Source organism: Sanguibacter gelidistatuariae, from assembly GCF_900096585.1.
Classification (GTDB): domain Bacteria; phylum Actinomycetota; class Actinomycetes; order Actinomycetales; family Cellulomonadaceae; genus Sanguibacter; species Sanguibacter gelidistatuariae.
This window is the reverse complement of the sequence record NZ_FMYH01000006.1, coordinates 64,197-83,246: the sequence shown is the minus strand read 5'-3', so window position 1 is coordinate 83,246 and position 19,050 is coordinate 64,197. Positions and strand designations below refer to the sequence as shown.

Annotated in this window: 11 protein-coding genes; 10 read left to right on the top strand and 1 reads right to left on the bottom strand. The window is 66.6% G+C overall.

The genetic code is table 11. The features are described 5' to 3' along the window. Positions 1–18: 18 nt before the first annotated feature. Complete coding sequence (locus BLQ50_RS13380; protein WP_245701218.1) at positions 19–2,541, bottom strand: DUF4268 domain-containing protein; 2,523 nt, start codon at positions 2,539–2,541, stop codon at positions 19–21. Between the two features lie 215 nt (positions 2,542–2,756). Between BLQ50_RS13380 and BLQ50_RS13375 the strand changes: the two genes are divergently transcribed. The 10 genes from BLQ50_RS13375 to BLQ50_RS13335 all read left to right on the top strand — a co-directional run bounded on the left by BLQ50_RS13375 (position 2,757) and on the right by BLQ50_RS13335 (position 19,010). Further along, a complete protein-coding gene (locus tag BLQ50_RS13375; RefSeq protein ID WP_093184505.1) occupies positions 2,757–5,792 on the top strand; it encodes a DEAD/DEAH box helicase in 3,036 nt (1,011 codons plus the stop codon). Beyond that, positions 5,789–9,058: a sacsin N-terminal ATP-binding-like domain-containing protein gene (locus BLQ50_RS13370; protein WP_093184503.1), complete on the top strand. Its 3,270-nt coding sequence runs from the start codon at positions 5,789–5,791 to the stop codon at positions 9,056–9,058. Before BLQ50_RS13375 ends, BLQ50_RS13370 begins: the two co-directional genes overlap by 4 nt. Before the next feature lie 368 nt (positions 9,059–9,426). After that, positions 9,427–10,221, top strand: coding sequence for a hypothetical protein (locus BLQ50_RS18380; protein ID WP_139185825.1), 795 nt, complete (start codon positions 9,427–9,429; stop codon positions 10,219–10,221). 174 nt (positions 10,222–10,395) lie between these two features. Then, positions 10,396–10,713, top strand: coding sequence for a DUF6112 family protein (locus BLQ50_RS13365; RefSeq protein WP_093184500.1), 318 nt, complete (start codon positions 10,396–10,398; stop codon positions 10,711–10,713). Position 10,714: 1 nt separating this feature from the next. Then, positions 10,715–11,899 carry a hypothetical protein gene (locus BLQ50_RS13360; RefSeq protein ID WP_093184497.1) on the top strand — a complete coding sequence of 395 codons (1,185 nt, stop codon included), beginning with the start codon at positions 10,715–10,717 and terminating at the stop codon, positions 11,897–11,899. Continuing rightward, the gene (locus BLQ50_RS13355) at positions 11,896–13,329 is read left to right on the top strand and encodes an SCO6880 family protein (RefSeq protein WP_093184493.1); all 1,434 of its coding nucleotides are present in this window, start codon (positions 11,896–11,898) and stop codon (positions 13,327–13,329) included. The genes BLQ50_RS13360 and BLQ50_RS13355 overlap by 4 nt, the downstream gene beginning before the upstream one ends. Further along, the gene (locus BLQ50_RS13350; RefSeq protein WP_245701217.1) at positions 13,326–14,651 is read left to right on the top strand and encodes a type IV secretory system conjugative DNA transfer family protein; all 1,326 of its coding nucleotides are present in this window, start codon (positions 13,326–13,328) and stop codon (positions 14,649–14,651) included. Before BLQ50_RS13355 ends, BLQ50_RS13350 begins: the two co-directional genes overlap by 4 nt. Positions 14,652–14,656: 5 nt before the next feature. After that, complete coding sequence (locus tag BLQ50_RS13345) at positions 14,657–15,793, top strand: DnaB-like helicase N-terminal domain-containing protein (protein WP_139185824.1); 1,137 nt, start codon at positions 14,657–14,659, stop codon at positions 15,791–15,793. After that, complete coding sequence (locus BLQ50_RS13340; RefSeq protein ID WP_175559135.1) at positions 15,790–17,685, top strand: type IV secretory system conjugative DNA transfer family protein; 1,896 nt, start codon at positions 15,790–15,792, stop codon at positions 17,683–17,685. Before BLQ50_RS13345 ends, BLQ50_RS13340 begins: the two co-directional genes overlap by 4 nt. Continuing rightward, on the top strand, positions 17,673–19,010 hold the full coding sequence (locus BLQ50_RS13335; RefSeq protein WP_093184485.1) for a transglycosylase SLT domain-containing protein: 1,338 nt from the start codon (positions 17,673–17,675) through the stop codon (positions 19,008–19,010). Before BLQ50_RS13340 ends, BLQ50_RS13335 begins: the two co-directional genes overlap by 13 nt. Positions 19,011–19,050 lie beyond the last annotated feature (40 nt).

The window sequence follows — 19,050 nt, the reverse complement described above, 5'->3', positions numbered from 1 at the left end:
GTCCAGTCATGATCTCGTTCAGAGGAGCGCTCGGGCTTCCTGTACACGCTTCGGAAAGACCGCGGCGAAGGTCTCGGCAGTGCTGACGAGCCACCGAGCGAGGTCGGGCGCGAGCGTCTCGTCACGCCAGTCCCCGTCGCGCCGCAGAACGGCTTGGCTGGATTTGTGCTCGGGGTTGTCGCGCCACTCGAGGATGGCGCCCAGATTCCTCTCAATCTCCTGATGGCGCGCGAGGAGGTGAGTAAAGAGAGCTTTGTCGTTGCGGATGTAGAACGAACAGCTGACGTTCGGCTCACGGCTGGCCAACGCCAGCACGACGGCGCAGCCCGGCACACCGATATTGACGTCCACGGCGTCCTGCGTCGTGGTCTTGGGCCAGGACGTGATCAGAGTCCCTGTGGACTCGCCAAGGTCACGGACTGTCTGGAAGAATGCCTGCCGCTGTGCCAGCAGCGGCCGTGCGCTGGCTGCTCGCCAGCCGGGTGTCTCGTCGCCGACCTCGAGCCCGGCGAGTTCCGCGAGCTCCCGAGCGTCGATGAACTGCTCAGCGGCGGCGTGCCCGTCGTCGTTGAACGTCAGACCCTCCGATTCGAGGTAGGCGCGGGGGTCGTCGGTGCGCTCGGGATCGAGCCAGCGAAAGCCGGGTGAGATTGTGCCGCCAGACTGCAGCACCCGCCAGGCACCTTGCATGAGATGGGTGGAGAGGATCGCTGCGACGGGCTGAGGGTAGGTACCCGCGACGAGCGCGACCTCACCGTAAGTCGTCCAGCGCCCAGCGGGGATCTCGGCGACAATCGAAGCGACGAGCCGGCGGACCTCCGATGGCTCCTCGTCCTTCGCACCAGCGAGCGCCTCATTCGGTCCAGGCCACAGGGTGATGATCTTCTCGGCCAGGGCCAGTCCACGTGCGCTGATCTGGCTCACGCTCCACGCCTCATGTGTGGCGATCTCCTGGTTCATGCGGAGGCCGGACTCGGTGAGCATGGCTCGCTTGGCGGGGAACGGGCGGTTGCTGAGCTCGCTGTTGTAACCGGTCAGGGTGAGGTTGCCGAGGGTGTGAACGATGCGCTCGTGCTCGGCGGTCACATCGGCGTCCTCGGGAAGCCCCGCCGCGAAGTCCTGCTGGACTGCGTCGGTCAGGGTCTGGGGCAGCACGTGCTCGATCGTGAGGTTCTTGGGGACTATGACCTCCTTGGAACCGTAGGACTCCTCGAGCCACTGCAGGATCAGTTTCTTCTGCGCGGCACGGCCCTGCCAGTAGAAGGGCACCACTCCGACGGACTGGCGGATCTGCTTGTCGGTGGCGAAGTGCCTGCGCCCGCGAGACAGGTAGTCGCGCAGTGAGACGTCGACGGCTTCGGCGTCCGCGACAGTGCTCACGGCCTGGAGCAGGCTGCGGTTGAGGCCGGCGGTAGCGCGTCCCACGACAATGCGGCGCACGAAGTACGACTCCAGCGTTTGCAGGGCGCTGGCGGCCTGCATGGGTGTCGCGGTGCCCGCGGCCCGACGAGCGAGGATCGTCATGACGACCGGGTAGGCAGTGGTCGATCCCCACGCCCTGATGCGCTCGAGCCGGTGCCGGATCGACAGGTCACTCTCACGTGACGGATCGAGGATCGTGGCCAGGACATCGCCGAGAGCGGCGATGCGGCGTACCTCGGACTCAATCTGGTCGGGCGTGGTGAGTTTCTCCAGCCGCTTCTGCTGGCCGGCGTAGGTGTCCGACTGCTTGGCACGCTCGTCGCGCTGGGCGAGGTCCAACCAGAACAGCAGCTCAAGGGCCTCGGAGGTCAGCTTCTTCTCCAGCGGCAGCCAGACGTTGTCATAGACGTCCTCGGCGCGCTCACCGAGCCGCATGAACAGGTAGTTCTTGAGCAGGTCTGACTGGCTGAGCTGCAAGCCCGTGTTGTTGAGCGACTCGAAGATGCGGTGCGCGTTGTCGCCTTGCTCTGCGGTCACCACGACGAGGGCGAGCCCGTGGACGACCGCGTTCTCGATCTCCTCCAGGTCGCGCGGGTCGTCGGGGTCGTCGACCGCTGCGATCTTGGACCGGAAGTGGTTGTAGGCGATGCCGATGGCATCGGACCCACCGGCGTCCGGGGACGACGTCAGCACCGCCTTGTACGCCTCGCGGTCGGCTTGGGTAGGCAGTAACTTGGCAGGCTTGTCCTTGTCGTAGACGTTCACGAGGTACTGGGCGTGGATGCCCGCCGCTCCCTCGGTGTCGCCCGTCTTGGCGAGATGATCTCGAAGAGCCGCGAGCAAGAGAGTGAGCGTGGTCAATCGTTGCTGACCGTCGACGACGAGCAGCTTGGAGACTCCGACGACGTTGAAATCCGGGCTCGTGGCGAGAACGAGGGAGCCGATGAAGTGACTCGTCCCCGGCTCTTCGCGACGGGCCGCGGCCACCTCGACGACGTCATCCCAGAGCTGGTCGAGCTGCTTCTTCCCCCAGGCGTATGTCCGCTGGTAAAGCGGCACTTGGTACTGTTTCTTGCCTTCCAGCACCCCAGCGAAGCTCGTCTCCATCGCCTTGACCACGCGCGCCTCCAGGCTTTCATCTGTGAACAGCTCGCGCCACCATATCGTTCCGAGCGGTGCGTCCGTTGGCGTGTCGGCGCCGCCGCTAGGATAGCGCTGGAAACTTTTCGGGATGACGCCGACTCACAACTTGTGCTCACACGACTACGGCACCCTATGGACTGGATGCAGTTCGTCGCGCTGAGCCCGAATCTCCTGAGGTGGATCGATCAACGATGACGACAAGAGAAGCTCCTGAGCTCGCTCTCGGCTCGATGGTGCGTCTCGTCGCGCGCCCGGAGATCACAGGGGCAGTGGTCGCCGTCGATACGGTCGGCGCGAGAACCCGGTACTCAGTCTTTCGCGATGGTGCAGTCCACCAGTACTTCGTCGAGCAGATCGAGGAAGTCGAGAAGGTCGGCCGGGCCGTGGTCTCCGCGGCGGAACTGCACGCGGGACTGACGGCCAGACTGCTGCTCGACGAGAACAGTGACTACCTCCATTCTCGGAACTCGGGTCGCGTCGACTTTGAGCCCTACCAGTACCGACCGGTCCTCAAGCTGGTCCAATCCGACCGCCCCCGGATTCTCGTGGCTGACGACGTCGGTGTCGGCAAGACGATCGAGGCGTGCCTGATCCTGAAAGAGTTGCAGGCGCGCAAGAAGGCTGAGTCCGTCCTGGTGATCTGCCCACGTCCACTCGTCGTCGACGATAAGTGGCGAAGTGAACTGAAGCGGTTCGACGAAGATTTCGTCCACCTCGACTCCAAGGCGTTGCGCTTCTGCCTTGAGGAGACTCTCCGCGAAGGCGTCTGGCCAGCCCGATACAACAAGTCGATCCTGCCCTACTCACTTCTTGACGAGACTCTGCTCACCGGCACGCGCGCCGGCTCAAAGCGGAAGTTCCCGTGCCTTGACGACGTCGCGGGAGATCTCCACTTCGATCTCGTCATCGTCGACGAGGCTCATCACATCCGTAACCCGGCAACGAAGGCCTATGAGAACGTCCAACGGTTCGTCGACGCGGCGGATGCGGTGGTCATGCTCTCGGCGACGCCGATCCAGACTCACAACAAGGACCTCTTCACGCTTGTCAGTCTCCTTCGAGACGACCTGGTGATCGACTGGGACGACTACTCCGCGATGCTCGAACCGAACAAGCACCTCTACGAGGCGTCGGTGGCTGCGCGGTCTGCCTCCGACGGGTGGCAGCGGGGTGTGGCCACTGCGCTCGACAAGGCTCTGGGCACGACTTGGGGACGCGAGGTCATGACGCTTGACTCACGAATCGTGGCCGTCCGAGAAGCCTTGGAGAGTGACACCGAGGACGCTCGCAGCCGGATTCGGGTGGTGCGGCACCTTGAAGCACTCAACTCGTTCTCCGACATCGTGACCCGTACGCGGAGACGGGACATCGGAGAGTTCACGACCCGCAAGCCCTCTGCACCCGAGGTCGATTTCACCGAGGCGCAGCAGCAGGTCTACGCCGCCGTCATCGATCTCGGTGAGAGGATCGCCGCCACGGCAAACCCAGGGATGCCGGTCAAGTTCCTCATGTCCATGCTCTATCGGCAGGCGGCGAGCTCGATCACGGGGATCGCTCCGCTCATAGAAGACCTGTTCGAGAACCGTCTCCACGCCGATGAGATGCCGGACGACGACGACTTCGCGCTCACGGCTGACCAAGTTGAGGCGTTTCGCGCTGAAGCCCGGGCAGTCCAGCAGATGGCTGGCCAGCTCGTCGGTGGCCCCGACCCAAAGGCAGATGTTCTTCGACAGATCATCGAGGACAAGTCCGCGGAGACAAACAACAAGGTCCTCGTCTTCACCACCTTCCGACACACGATTGAGTACCTCGAGTCGCGCTGCCGCGAGTGGGGAATCAGGGTCGCAGTCATGCACGGTGGGGTGCCGGACCACGAGCGCAAGGAGGTCCGGCGCCGCTTCAAGCTTGACCGCTCTGACTCGCTGGCCATCGACGTCATGCTCTGCTCCGAGGTTGGCACCGAGGGCCTCGACTATCAGTTCTGCAACACCCTGGTGAACTACGACATCCCGTGGAACCCGATGCGAATCGAGCAGCGCATCGGTCGAATCGACCGCCGCGGTCAGCAGAGCGAGACCGTCGCCATCATCAACATCCTGACTCGCGGCACCATCGAGGCCGAGATCTACTGGCGATGCCTGTCGAGGATCGGAGTGTTCAACCACGCCTTGGGTGGGAGCGAGCAGATCCTCGGTGAGCTTGCCTCCGCTGTCGTCGACATCGCGACCAACCTGGCGATGAGCCCAGCCGAGCGCAGTGCGGCGCTCCGGCAGTTCTCTGACAACCAGATCGCTCGAATCGAAGAGGAGGAAGGACTCGAAGACCAGCAAGCGGAACTTCTTGGGTACGCAGGACGAGGCTTCGAGGAGAAGCTCGCGGAGGCATCGAGCAACTGGCTCGAGAGTGCGAAGATCGCCGACCTTGTCAGACGGTACTTCGACATGCTTCAGCCGGGCCGGAGCATCGCACTGCGCCCCGGGCGGGTTGCCCGAGTCCCGCTCAGCGCGGACGTCACCTCCAAGATCATCGACGACCTCGACGCCCAAGCCGTAGACGCCCACCGTTTGAAGCGGGTCCTGCGCCGCGACAAGGTCGTCTTGGCTCTCACGACCGACCCCGACCTCGCTGACGAAGGTGATGACGTCGAGCTCCTGGGTCCGATGCACCCTCTCGTTCGCGCGGCCGCGCGAGCGAGCGAGCTGTCGTCGCCCGTCGACGCATCTCTTCGTGTGACATCTGCCGACGTCGAGCCGGGCAACTACGCCGTCGGGATCTACGCATGGACACGGCTCGGGGTCCGCGACGCCCTCACGTTCCGCTTCGTCTCAGACAACGAGCGCATTGAGGAGCGCGCCGCAGAGCTCTTGTCCTTGGCATCTGACGGCGCGGCGCAGGTGACTGTCGACGCCGACCGCGCTGACGTTCTCGACCGGCGCCATGCCGAACTCTGGGCAGAGGAGCGAGAAAGGCACCACGCTCGTCACCTGGGAAGCGTGGAACGGAGGATCGCAGCGCTGGAGACCCAGAAGGCGCGCAGACTCGACCACATCCAGCGCCAGCAAGACGCCGCCACCCACGGGGTAATCGCAGCCATGAAGGCCGGCGAGTCCCGCGCTGCAGAGAGCTCCTTCGACAGGATGCTCTCGGCACAAATACAAGCGGCGGGGCGCGTTGACATCACCGCACAGCACCTGGCCACCATTCACCTTGAGGTCCTCGCGCCATGACGATCACGTTCGAATCGCTCGCCAGCGACCGCCGGTCCTACATTGAAGCGGCCCGGCGAAACGGGTTCGAGGAGGGCCTGCGGAAACTGCTCGCTGACCTCTACCCGGACAACGCACACTTCATCTACGAACTGCTCCAGAACGCCGAAGACGCCGGGGCGAGCGAGGTCACCTTCGATCTTCGCGAAGACGGGCTCCAGGTCGAGCACGACGGCCCCAAGATGTTCGACCTCCAGGACATCGATTCCATCACCGGGATCGGCCAGTCCACGAAGTCTGACGACGCAACTAGCATCGGCAAGTTCGGTGTCGGCTTCAAGGCAGTCTTCGCCTACACGAGCTCCCCAGTCGTCCACTCCGGAGAGCACTCGTTCGCGATCCTCGACCTGTTCGTCCCCACAGCCGTCGCGCCGGCCGTCAAACCAGGCCGCACGACCTTCTGGTTCCCGTTCGACCGCGAGGGCAAGCCGCGGGAGCAAGCAGTCGCGGAGGTCACCCGAGCACTCCGCGACGTCTCCCGCTCGACGTTGCTATTCCTCAACCGCATCAAGTCCATCGCTTCCTACTTCCCCGACGGAGACCAACGGCTCCTCGAACGCCGCACCGTCGATGCGAACCCCAGCATCATCACCATCGAAAGCGCACACGAAGACGACGGCCCGAGCTACTGGTACAGAATCCAGGGCGACGTCTCGATCGACAGTTCGCAGCACCGGGTTGGCGCGGCATTCGCGCTTGACCAGAAGGCTGAGGCACCTAAGGCTGACGGTACCGAATCGGAACCGACGATCCGACGCAAGGCCCTTCCTGAGTTTTCGATCCGCCCGACCGAGGGCCAGGTCTTCATCCACTTTCCCGCGATCAAGGAGACCTCCGGACTGAAGTTCCACGTCCACGCACCCTTCGCCTCCACCGTTGCCCGTGACAGCGTCCGCGACGACCCTGGCAACGATGCGCTGGTCGCGGGGATTGCCGACCTCCTTGCGGCAAAACTCCCTGAGATGCGAGCGGAAGGGCTGATCACCGACGGGCTCCTCGGTGCGCTTCCGAACAAGCGTGATGACCTCCCCGAGCGGTACGGGGTCATCCGTGAGCGAATCTTGTCCACCTTCGCGGCAGAACCCATCACACCGACGGTGAACAGCGGTACATCTGCCGAATCAACAAAGCTCCTTCGATCCCCGAGCGCCTTGCGGGCCGTCTTGCAACCCGACGACGCGAACGTGCTCCGAACCATCGGCGATCTGATAGCCGCGCCCGCTGTTGGCTGGCTTCCCGATCGAGAGGGTCGATCGCGTGAGTTCATCGAGTCGCTGGACGCGATCGACTTCGGGTCCGACGAGCTCGCGGGGATCCTCGCGCAACTGGTTCTGGAGTCGGAGGACCAGAACTGGCACTTGGCCGATGAGGGCACCGATGAGGACGAAGGCGTGGAGAACTTCCCACGGCTCCAGTTGTGGGAGTCATGGATTTCCGGCAAGGAGGACGCGTGGCTGAGATCGTTCTACGTCGGGCTCGGGAGGCTCAGCCAGCAGGGGCGCAGCAACCCGTATCCCTTTGGCCACCCCCGTCGCTACATCTGGAGTGATCCGTTCCCGCAGAGCCTTGCGGAAGCGCCGATTCTCCGCGTCAGGCGTGGCACGGGTGTTGCCCATGTCAGGGGTGACTGGGCCTTCATGCCAGCCGTCGCTGGTTTGTCGACGGACGGGCTCGTTGTGGACGCGCTCGTGCGTTTCGGCGAGGGTAAGGGCAAGACGGAAAAGCAGGACCTCGCAGCACTTGAGGCGTTCTATGAACGCACGGGTGTGAGAGCGTGGGACGCGGCTGCTCAGCTTGACGCACGTCTGTCCAACTACGGTGACGAGATCGACTTCGATGCTCACCTTGGAGATTTGCGCGAACTCATTCAACTCTTGGACAGCGGGTCAGTGGCTGAGGTGAGCTACTCGAACCGGACCATGTTGCTCACCACTGCTCGGGACGGCGGGCTTACCTGGGTGAAACCGACTGCCCTATACCTCGACGATCCGTTCGCTTCGACGGGCCTCGCGGCACTGTACGAGTCGGACGTGATCAAGAGTGGAGACCGCAGACGTCCCCTCACCCCCGTATACGCGTCGAGCGACGTCGATGTGGCTTCGCTCGCGCGCCGTCTAGGTGCGAGCAGCGCGGTACGCATAGAGAGCGCGCGTGCATCGCAGAATGCAGAATTCTCCTGGGACTGGACGGATCGCGAGAACAAGAACGTTCTCTCGCGCGACTCGACGATCAGACTCTTCGACGAGATGGTGGCGACCGACGACGAGACTCTGCTCCGCGCAATCTGGCGCGTCGTGGCGGAGGCGCCCGACAACCGAGGTGATGCGTTTTACCGTGCCAATGGCTCTGCGCCAACGCACTCTATGCAATCTCAACTGCTGCAGAAGTTGACATCCGTGCCGTGGGTGCTGGACAAGCATGGGAACCGCAACTTGCCGGAAGACGTGCCAGTCGAGGACGTTGACCCCGAGCTACGCGCGACGGCTACCGCGCCGTTGCTTGTTCGGGCCGGCCTTGGACGAAAGTCTGCCGGCGAGCAGGCTAAGCGTGCGGAGGCAGACAAGACCGCTCAAGCATTCGGATTCGACTCGTCCGAAGAGATCGCAAGGGTTGCGGAACTCCGGAGCAAGAACCCAGATAAGTTCGACGAGTTCCTCACCAGGTTGGAGTCCGAAGTCCTGCTCCCAGAGGGCGGTTCCGCAGCGCCGGAACGACGGGCCGCACGAGCCACCGAGGCGGCGGCTGACGCTCCAGTCAAGCGGTACGAGAGTCGCGTGCGATCAGTGCTCATTCAAGAGCCCGGGCACAAGAGCTCCGCTCGGGGGTACTTGCGCGGGCTCTACACGAACGGAGAGGGAGCGATGGTCTGTCAGATATGCACCTCGGAGATGCCGTTCCAGATCGCTGGCGAGTACTTCTTCGAAGCGGTTCAGTTTGTCAAGGACGCTCGGCGAGATCTGAAGGAAAACCGCCTCGCCCTGTGCCCGACATGCGCCGCCAAGTACCTGCACGCGCGCGCGACGCCCCCGAGCACCCTCAGGGAAGACCTCTTGACACAGGAAATCGGCACTCGAAGCAGCCTCACCGTGGATGTCGTGCTTGCTGGAGCGGACCAGCAGGTGCGGTTTGTCGGCAAGCATGCGATCGACCTGCAAGCATCCCTGGCCGCGGTTGAGGGAACGGACCTCGATGACGACGATGAGGTTGATGACCTCGCTGCCGAATAGGCTGTCGGCCCAACAATGCTGACTTCCGACCAACAGACGGCTACTCTGCGCGACCCATTCTGACGCGCGACAGGGCGACCACCAGCCTTCGGCGCGGAGGCCTACAAGCGCCGCAACGTCATCGAACGCTGCTTCCAGGCATTCAAGCAGTGACGAGGCATCGCGACCCGATACGACAAGCTCGCCACCTCCTACCGCGGCGGCGTCGTCCTACGCGCATCACCATCTGGCTCAAACCCATAGGGTCCCATGAAGCGTGTAGCCGTGGGTGCGTTCGGAGCTCGAGTGTCACGTCGGAGAGCTCTCCAGGGGGACTTCACCCGAGTTCGAATATCAAGATCCCTCGAAGTTGTGCCGATGGCAGAAGAATGGATAGTGACGAGAGCTTGTTACCAGATTGGTGGCGTCTTGATGAGGAGCCGCCGAGAGTGAAATTTCATTCGACTCTACAGGAAGCTTTGTGGGATAAATCACTCATCAAAGCTTCTCGGATTGTTGAAAATCTCGTTGTGCAGCAGTTCAAAGAAGATGAGAAGAGCGGTGCCGATACTCCGTTCTATATACTTGCGCCATCACCCAATACGTCAGGCTGGGTTTTGGTCGCCAGCGACTACCGGGGTGTGTATGTCGAAGCGTCACTACTCGTGGTGGATGGATCGCTTAGGAGGAGTGAATTAGCTCTATTGGAGGGTCTTGGCTTCGGCCTGGACTTCGAAAGTCAGATGGCCTATTTCAAGGTGTGGTTAGGGAAAGGCGATCCTGAATCCGGATGGCGATTGGCTGCACGAGTGGCTCTGATCGTCACTTGGCACATCTACCGGCACCGATTTGATGAATTTGATGGTGACGATTGGCGGCTCTACGAAGCAGGGGAGAGCTCTCCGGTGCCTGACGAGTCGGCTCGTGGAGTGGATATCGCAGTCGTCAGGGAAAAAGCCCAAAACTTCTTTGAGGCGACCGGAAGGGAAGTTCTCTTCGTCATGCCAAGCGGCGACAGCGCAGAGTGGTGCGCGGTGCTTCGTACAGGTTATAGCACCAAGAAGTTCATCAAAGTCTGGCGGAAGACCGCGACAATGACAGCTGATGAGACTACGCGGAAAGTCGAGAAGTGGATCCAGAAGCGAGACGATCCGAATCTGTGGGAATGGTCTTTCTGGGAATAGTCGAACGCAGTGAGACTGTCTAAAGTGGGAAGTGCGTATTCCCCCTGAGTTCTTCGTCCAGTCCACAATCAGCCGATGTGATCGCGGTGGGCTACGCCGTGTCCCACGCTCCACCGCACACCCTCCTGATGAGGCGCCCACGATCCGTGGGCGTCGTGCCAGGAGGAGCGATCCATGTTCATCTCAGCAGCCAGTCAGCTGGCGGGGTCCCTGTGGGCCCAAGACCCAGGCGTGACCCCGAATCAGGATGGGCTTCCCGGGCTCACGGTCGTCAAGGGCATCGTCGGGGCACTCCTCACCTGGGGCCTCGTCGCGTGCGTCGCGGGCCTCGTCGTCTCGGTGATCATCTGGGCCCTGGGCCACCAGCAGGGCAACTACTCGGCGGCGTCGGGTGGTAAGTCCGGTGTCCTGGTCTCGGCCGGGGGCGCGTTGCTGATCGGTGGGGCGAACGCGATCATCGCGTTCTTCTCCGGTGTGGGCGCGGGAATCTGACATGAGGCTGCCAACCTTCGACCCCTGTATCGGTCCGATCAACCTTCTGTGCGACGCCGCCGGCAACCTGGTCGGGTCGGCGACGACCGCCGCGTCGGACTCGATCCTTGGCGGGCTCGGCCAGGCATTCATCGGCGCTGCCGCGCAGATCGGTGAGCTGACGTTGGCCGCGCTCGACTCCACGACGGCCATCGATCTGTCGGTGTCCTGGCTGCGGGCGAACATCGCGGTCATCGCGACGGTCACCCTGCCGATCGTGGTGGGGCTGTTCACCGTCCAAGTCATCTCCTCGGTGCTGCGCCGCGAGCCCGGCGGGTTGGTCCGGGCGCTGACGGGGGTGGCCAAGGCGTTCGTGGGGTCGGCGATCGCGTTGGCGGCCACTCAGCTCGCGCTGACGGCAGTTGATGAGATCTGCAACTACATCGCGGCCTCGGCCGGCACCTCGATCGGTGAGTCTGCTGCGACGTTCTTCACGCTGACGGCGATCGCGACGGCGAACAACCCCGCGATGAGCCTGGTCCTGGGGTCGATTCTGCTGCTGGGGTTCTTCCTGCTCTGGGGAGTGCTGCTGTTCCGCAAGGCGGCGCTGATCCTCATCGCAGTGTTCGCGCCGATCGCGTTCGCGGGGTCCGCCTGGGACCAGACGAAGGTGTGGACGCGGCGGTGGCTGGAGATCGTCGCGGCGCTGGTGTTCTGCAAGGTCGTCATCGTCGTCGTGTTCGTCGTGGGCGCCTCAGCGTTCAGCGGCACCGGGCCGCAGGTGCCCGACGGCGCGTTGATCGAGGCGCAGTCGCCTGGGCTCGCGCAGGGGATCTCGAACGTGCTGGTGGGGATCTTGTTGTTGTCGATCTCGATCTTCACGCCGTGGTTGACGTGGCGCTTTGTGCACTGGTCGGGTATCGAGGCCGCTGCGGTGATGCAGTCGTCGATGGCGGCCAACCCGGTGAGCTCTATGGCACGCAAAGGTGGCCGAGTTGTGATGAGTGCCGGGCAGCAGGTCCTGCTCACCAAGGGCATGGGTGGCTCCGCCGGGAAAGGCGGCGCAAGCGCCTCAAGTGCAGCGAGCGGGGCGAGCGCAGGTGCAGGAGAGAGTGGAAAGGCCACCGCGGCGAGCCCGCCAATCTCGTCTCCGAAGCCGGCCGCGAGCCCCGCACCGAAGTCACCCGGACAGGGGACGGGGCGATGAGCGCCGTCGAGCAGCCGTCCACCGCAGCGCAGTTCGGCGCGCTCGACCGGCCCACAGTCCTGCTTGGGCTGGGCCCGGTGCAGGTCGGGTTCGTCGGCGTCGCAGTCCTGATCGCGGTGAGCGCCGTCTACACCACGGGCGCGGCGGGCTTCGCGGCCAGTGCCCTGCTGTGGGGACCGCTGTTGGCCGTGGGGACCATCAGCGTGAAGGGTCGTCCGGTCGTGGAGTGGATCCCGCTGGTCGCCAGCTGGCAGGTGCGCTCCCTGTCCGGGCGCACCCGCGCCCTCACCCAACCCACCACCACCGCGAGGCCAAGCGAGCTGGTGCTCCCGGGGATCGCCGGGCGGCTGAGGGTCCTCACCTCACCGGCCGGGACCGCGATGATCGCGGACCGCCGCTCGGGCACGGTGACCGCGATCGCTCGAGTGTCCTCGACCGGGTTCGTCTTGGACGACCCGCAGACCCAGGACCGCAAGTCGACCGGGTGGGGTCGGGTGTTGGGGATGGTGTGCCAGCAGCCCCAGGTGGTTCGCGTCCAGGTCCTCAACCGCACCGCGCCCGGGGGCGCAGGCACGGCGCGGGCCTGGTGGCGAGCTCACACGTCGGAGACTGCGCCGTGGGCGGCACGGCTCCTCGCGGACCTCATGGACCACGCCGCCGACGAGTGCGACACGAACGAGTGCCTCATCGCGATCAGCACCCGCACCACCCGAAACGTTGCCGGCCGCACCCGGACCGATCAGGGCGCGGCGCTCGACCAGCTGGCGACGTCGCTGTCCAGTGCTCTGGGTGCCGCGGACCTGCACGTGACGGCCTGGGTCACCCCGGCCGACCTCGGCGCGGTTATCCGCCGCGCCTACGACCCTGCCGGCACAGCCACCGCGGACGACACCGACCCCACTCTGACGCACCGCCTGCTCGGCCCGATGGGCGTGCAGGAGCACTGGGATCACCTGGTCACCGACACCGCGGTGCACGCGACGTACTGGGTGGCGCAGTGGCCGCGCAGCCCGATGCACCAGACCTTCCTGCAACCCCTGATCCTGGCCCCCGGCTCGCACCGGACCGTGACGCTGATCGCCGAGCCGATGCCCGCGGCCCGGGCGTTGCGGGAGATCCGCCGGGCGAAGGTTGAGTACCTGGCCGACGCCGGCCACCGCGCCAAGGTCGGCCAGATCGAAGACGAGACCGCGAACGCGGCCTACGCGGAGGTGCTGCGCCGCGAGCAGGACCTCATCAGTGGTCACGGCGACTACCGCTTCACCGGCCTCATCACCGTCACCGCCCCCACGGCCGGTGACCTGGAGACTGCGTGCGGGGCGACGGAGACCGCCGCGGCGCAGGCGATGTGCGAGCTGCGCCGGCTCGTCGGCCAGCAGGGCCAAGCCCACCTGGCCGCCGCGCTCCCACTCGCACGGGGATTGCTATGACCACCCAGGCCAAGACCACGACGGTGCGGTTCGTGACCGGTCGCGGGCACTTCGCCCCGGGGCTGCGGTTGCGGGTCCCCGCTCACCGGGCGTCCTCGGCCACCCTGGCAGGGGCGTACCCGTTCTTGGCGGCTCAGGCCTTGGACACCGGGGTCTACGTCGGCACCGACGCGCTGACCGGGGCGTTGTTCTGCTTCGACCCGTGGACCCACTACGCCTCCGGCCTGCTCACCAACCCCAACGTCCTGCTGGCCGGGGTGATCGGGCAAGGTAAGTCCGCCCTGGCCAAGTCCCTGGCCGTGCGGTCCATCGCCACGGGCCGGCGCGTGTACGTCCCCGGCGACCCGAAGGGGGAGTGGGCGGTGGTCGCCGAGGCGGTGGGTGGCGTCGTCGTGCGCTTGGGACCGGGGCTGACCACCAGGCTCAACCCGCTCGACGCCGGGACCGGTGACGCCGCAGCTCGCCACGGCCTGCGCCTGCACTTGCTCGCAGCCCTGGCGGAGACGACGTTGCGGCGGGACGTGCGCGCCGTCGAGCACGGCGCCCTCGATGCCGCCCTCACCCTGGCCGAGGCAACCCTCGATCCCACGATTCCTGATGTGGTCGATGCGCTGATCCATCCCGACGAACGCGCCGCCGTCGCCGATGGCACGAGCGCGCGGGTGCGCGCGGAGGACGGTCGCGACCTGGCCCACGGGTTGCGGCGTCTGGTGCGCGGGGACCTGGCCGGGATGTTCGACGGGCCCTCCACACAGGTGCTCGACGCTTCCGCGCCGATGGTCGTGCTGGACCTGTCCGCCCTCGGGTCCGATGACGATGCCCTGACGTTGGCGATGACGTGCGCGTCGGCGTGGTTGGAGGGTGCGCTGCGGGCCCCGGGTGGTGGGCAGCGGTGGATCATCTACGACGAGGCGTGGCGGGTGCTGCGCTCGGTCCCGCTGATCCGGCGGATGCAAGCCCAGTGGAAGCTCTCGCGCGCCTACGGCATCGCGAACCTGCTCGTCCTGCACCGCCTCAGCGACCTCGACGCCGTGGGCAACGCCGGGTCGCAGGCCCGGATGATCGCCGAGGGGCTGCTGGCGGACTGCTCCACCCGCGTCATCTACCGCCAAGAATCCGACCAGCTCGCCGCCACTGCGGCCGCGCTCGGCCTGGGGCAGACCGAACGGGACCTGCTCCCGGCCTTGCCCCGGGGGACTGGGTTGTGGAAGCTCGCGAACCGTTCCTGGGTGGTCCACCACCGGATGCACCCCGAGGAGCTCACCGTCTTCGATACCGACGCCGCGATGCGCGACGACGCCCGCCAGCAACCATTGAGGTGATCGGCATGCAGTTCCAGGACGACATCATCGCCTACACCGAACGAGCCGCCTTGGGCGCGCTCATGCTCGACGGCGACCAGCTCGCCCAGGTGAGCCGGTGGCTGCGGGCCACGGACTTCGCCGACCCCTGGCACGGCGAAGTCTTCAAGACCCTCCTCGAGCTCCACCGCGCCGGAGGCACCACCGACCCCCAAGCCTTGGGTGCCGCGTTGGCGGAGCGGATCCGCCCGCGCCTGGCCGACCTGCCTCGGATCCACGAGGTCCTGGCCGCCACTCCCGAGCGCCCCGACACCCTCACCTACACCCGGCACGTCGCCGAGACGGGCATGCGCAGGGAGGTCGGTCTGCAAGGGGTGCTCCTGGAAGCCGGGGCGCTGGGGGCCGCGCAGGCGGGGGAGTCGCGCACCATGACCGGCACGTGCGACCTGGTCGACGCCGCCCTGGACACCGTGCAGGAACGCTGGGACCGATCTCGCGGCCGCACCCCCACCGCCGGCCTGGGGCCGGTGCGGTTGCGGGCCATGGCGCAGGACCCGGCCCGGTTCCTACGCGCTGACCGCCAAGTCACTGCCGGGCCCCGGCGCGACGTCGGCGTCGAGCGGGTGAACGAACGCCGCCTGATGGCCTCCCTCATGCTCCACCCCAGCGCGATCGGCGGTGTCGCGGAGTGGTTGACGCCGGCGAACCTCACGGACCTGGCGTGCCGCGCCCAGTTCACCGCGATGCTCGACCTCACCCGCACCTGCACCGGAGTCGACCCGGTGACCGTCATGTGGGAGACCCAGAAGCTGGTGCACGTCGCGCAGGAACCCGTCGACCTGGCTGCCGTGCGCGCGGCGGTGGAGGAGGTTCGCCTGCACGGGGAAGCGCCCGAACGCCTGGCCGCGAACGTCGCCGGTGATCAGCTGCGCCGCATCGCCGAGAACGCGACGTTCCACATCCGCACCCAGGCTGGCAACTCGATGCTCGACGTCGGGGAGGCGATCGGCGTCGGGCGCGCCTTCACCACGACCCTGCGCAGGGTCGCCACCGCACTGCCCCACGAACGCCTCGACACTGGCGACCGTCACCTTGCACTCGTCCCCACCCCGGCGCTCGACAATGCGGCGGGCCAGGCCAGCGCGGCGGTGATGTCCCGATGACCGCCCGCATGGCGCGCCCCTCGCGGCAGCGGCCTCGCGCCGCTGGCGGGGCCGGGTACGACCTCACCGACGTCGGACTCGTCGCCCTCATCGGACTGTTCGCGCTCGGCACGGTCCTGTGGCTGGGAGCGGCGGCCGCGTGTCTATTGACCGGGAGGGTGGTGCCCGACGGCGGGGTGCTGTCCGCCATCGGCGCCCTCGCCCGCCCGGGGTCACCGGGGCAGGCGTGGGGACCCACCCAGGACTTGCCCGGCCCCATCGCCTACTGGCTGGTCACCGCCATCGTCATCGCGGCCATCACCGCCCTCGCGCTGCTCGGGGTGCGTGGGTACCGGGCTATGACCGGCACGGGACGGCCGGCGGACCTCATCCGGTCTCTGCCCGGTCAGGCCACCCCGGCGCAGATGCAGGACGCCGCCGGGAAGCGAGCTCTGCTGCGCCGCGCGGCCATCGTGCGCCCTTCCGCCACCGACCACCCCCAAGCCACTGACGTCGGATACCGGCTGGGGCGGATGCACGGGCGTGAGCTGTGGTGCTCCCTGGAGGACTCCGCCCTACTGGTCGGCCCACCCCGCATGGGCAAGGGACTGCACGTCGTCATCCCCTGGGTCCTCGACGCACCCGGCGCGGTGGTGGCGACCTCGACCCGCCCCGACACCCTCGCCGTCACCATGCATGCCCGCGGGCGCCGGGGACCGGTGGCGATCTTCGACCCCCAACGCCTGGCCGGCCTACCGGGCGGGTTGCGGTGGTCACCGGTACGCGGGTGCGAGACACCCCGCACCGCGCTGGTGCGCGCCCGGGGACTGGCGGCCGGGGCCGGGTTCGGTAAGAGCGTCTCGGACTCGGACTTCTGGGCCGGGCAGACCGAGACCGCCCTGCGGTGCCTGCTGCACGCCGCCGCCCTGGACGGGCGCCGCGCCGTCGACGTCTACCGCTGGTCCCTCAACCCCATCCTGGCCGAAGACGCCGTGACCATCCTCAACCGCGACCCCCGCGCCGCCGACGGATGGGCCGACGCCCTCGAAGCTGCCATCCACTCCGACCCCCGCACCCGCGACTCCGTCTGGCTCGGCGTCCGCCAATCCCTGGCCGCCCTGGCCGACCCCGACGTGCTCGACGCCGCCGACCCCGCCGCCGACGACGGCTTCGACCCGGCGGTGTTCTTGCGCGAGTCGGGAACCCTCTACCTGCTGGCGGCTGCGTCGACGTCGGCGTCGTGCGCGCCGCTGGTTGCGGCGTTCGTGGAAGACATCACCGAGACCGCCCGCGTCGTCGCCGCCCGCTCACCCGGAGCACGCCTGGACCCACCACTGCTACTGGCGCTGGATGAGATCGCGAACCTCACGCCCTTGCCGTCGCTGCCCCAGCTCATGGCCGAAGGCGGCGGCACCGGGATCACGACGCTCGCGGTCCTGCAGTCCCTGGCCCAGGCCCGCCACCGGTGGGGTGAGCACGCCGCCGACGCCATCTGGGACTCCGCCACCGTCAAGATCGTCCTGGGGGGCTTGGCGAAGTACCGGGACCTCGACGACGTGTCCCGGTTGCTGGGGGAGATCGACGAAGTCACCGAGACCCGCTCACGCGGCAGCGCAGGGGAGCGCTCCACCTCCACGTCACTGCGGATGGTGCCGGTGATGCCCCCGGCGGTGCTGCGTACCCTGCCCTTCGGCACTGGAGTTCTGCTGCTGCGCCAGACCAAACCCGCGGTCATCGACCTGACGCCCTGGCCGTCGCGGCCTGATGCTCGCGAGTTGGTGGCCGGGCAGAAGGCGGTGGAGAAGGCCACTGCGGCCGCCGCCGTCGGACACACAACACCAAGCGCACCCGCGGCGGCCACTCTGCCGGTGCCGGGGTTGACGGATCTGGGGGACTCATCATGGGCAAACTGATCGCGATCCTCGGAGCACTCGGAATGGGAGTGCTCGCCTTCCCGCTCATCGCCCTGCTGGCGGCGGCCGGGACGATGGGATCGGCGCTGGCGTGCATCGAGACGTCGGCTGGGGGACCGCTGTCCGCGTCCGCCCCGGTCCCAGTGCAGGCTCGGGGGTGGGTGGCGGCGGCCAAGACGGCGTGCCCGGATCTTCCCGAGGCGTGGATCGCCGCGGTGATGATGCAGGAGTCCGCCTTCAACCCCGAGGCCTACGCCGACGACTCCAACGGCGGCACCTGGGGCCTGTTCCAGATGAACAACTCCATCTGGACCAACGCCTACGGCCACCCATGGTCCGCGGACCTCAACGACAACGGGACCTGGGACGTCAAAGAAGGAGACATCGCCGCCGCCACCGGCGGCAAGTACCTGTGCTCCCGGCTGGAAGGTGTCCGCAAGATCCGGGTGGCCCACCCGGACTGGGCGTCCTCGGCCATCCCGGTCCTGGACGCGCTGATCATCGCCCACAACGCAGGGGAGTCACGACTGGAGACCTACCCCGCCATCCCCGACGTCACCAAGAAGTTCATCACGACAGTCAACTTCCGCGTCACCCAGTGGAGCGACGACGCCGAACCCGGAGCCCAACCTGAAGTCACTACCGATCCTGACCAGGGATCGACGCCGAGTCCGACGGCGACCCAGGAGGCCTACTCGCTCGCCGACGACGTCGGGTGGACGACACCCGGAACCGAACCCACGGCCCCGACCGACCCGGCGTCGTCGTCTCCGGCGACCGGTGCGCCGGTGTATGGGCTGGGGTGCATGCCGACCTTGGGGACCACCGGGCAGGTCGCCGTCCCACCGGGCACTCCCAACGACGTCGAGCAGGCCGTGCGCACCGCCATGTCTTACGTCGGCGTCACCTCCGGGTGGCACCAGCTGTGCGCGCGGCTTGCGTGCCGGGCCTACGGGTACGAATCCGCCGGGTACGTCTCCGCGAAGGCCGAGTGGGACGCGATGGTCGCCGTCGGCAACGCCCGCCAAGGAGACGTATGCCCGCCGCTGGGGTCCTTCGTGTACTGGAACACCGGGCGACCCTACGGGCACGTCTCCATGGTCGTCCAAGCCGACCCCGGGTGCGATCCGGCCAAGATCATGGTCACCGCCAATGGCATCTTCGACTCCGCCACCGGGAACCACGGCGGCGTCTACCTGGTCAGCTTCGCGCAGATCAACGCTGGATACCTCCACGGCGCCGGGTACCTGGGCTGGTCAGACCCACTGTGCAAGGGAGCGGTCCTGGCCGCCGGAACCGTCCACCCGGCACCCTCAGGAATGTGAACAGGCCATGGCCCCGGGGACCGGCGCGCGAGGGGACGGG

Coding starts and splice junctions, on each gene's coding strand:
- BLQ50_RS13360 (WP_093184497.1), top strand. CDS start 10,715: ATGAGGCTGCCAACCTTCGACCCCTGTATCGGTCCGATCAACCTTCTG.
- BLQ50_RS13370 (WP_093184503.1), top strand. CDS start 5,789: ATGACGATCACGTTCGAATCGCTCGCCAGCGACCGCCGGTCCTACATT.
- BLQ50_RS13345 (WP_139185824.1), top strand. CDS start 14,657: ATGCAGTTCCAGGACGACATCATCGCCTACACCGAACGAGCCGCCTTG.
- BLQ50_RS13355 (WP_093184493.1), top strand. CDS start 11,896: ATGAGCGCCGTCGAGCAGCCGTCCACCGCAGCGCAGTTCGGCGCGCTC.
- BLQ50_RS13365 (WP_093184500.1), top strand. CDS start 10,396: ATGTTCATCTCAGCAGCCAGTCAGCTGGCGGGGTCCCTGTGGGCCCAA.
- BLQ50_RS13350 (WP_245701217.1), top strand. CDS start 13,326: ATGACCACCCAGGCCAAGACCACGACGGTGCGGTTCGTGACCGGTCGC.
- BLQ50_RS13340 (WP_175559135.1), top strand. CDS start 15,790: ATGACCGCCCGCATGGCGCGCCCCTCGCGGCAGCGGCCTCGCGCCGCT.
- BLQ50_RS13375 (WP_093184505.1), top strand. CDS start 2,757: ATGACGACAAGAGAAGCTCCTGAGCTCGCTCTCGGCTCGATGGTGCGT.
- BLQ50_RS18380 (WP_139185825.1), top strand. CDS start 9,427: ATGGATAGTGACGAGAGCTTGTTACCAGATTGGTGGCGTCTTGATGAG.
- BLQ50_RS13335 (WP_093184485.1), top strand. CDS start 17,673: ATGGGCAAACTGATCGCGATCCTCGGAGCACTCGGAATGGGAGTGCTC.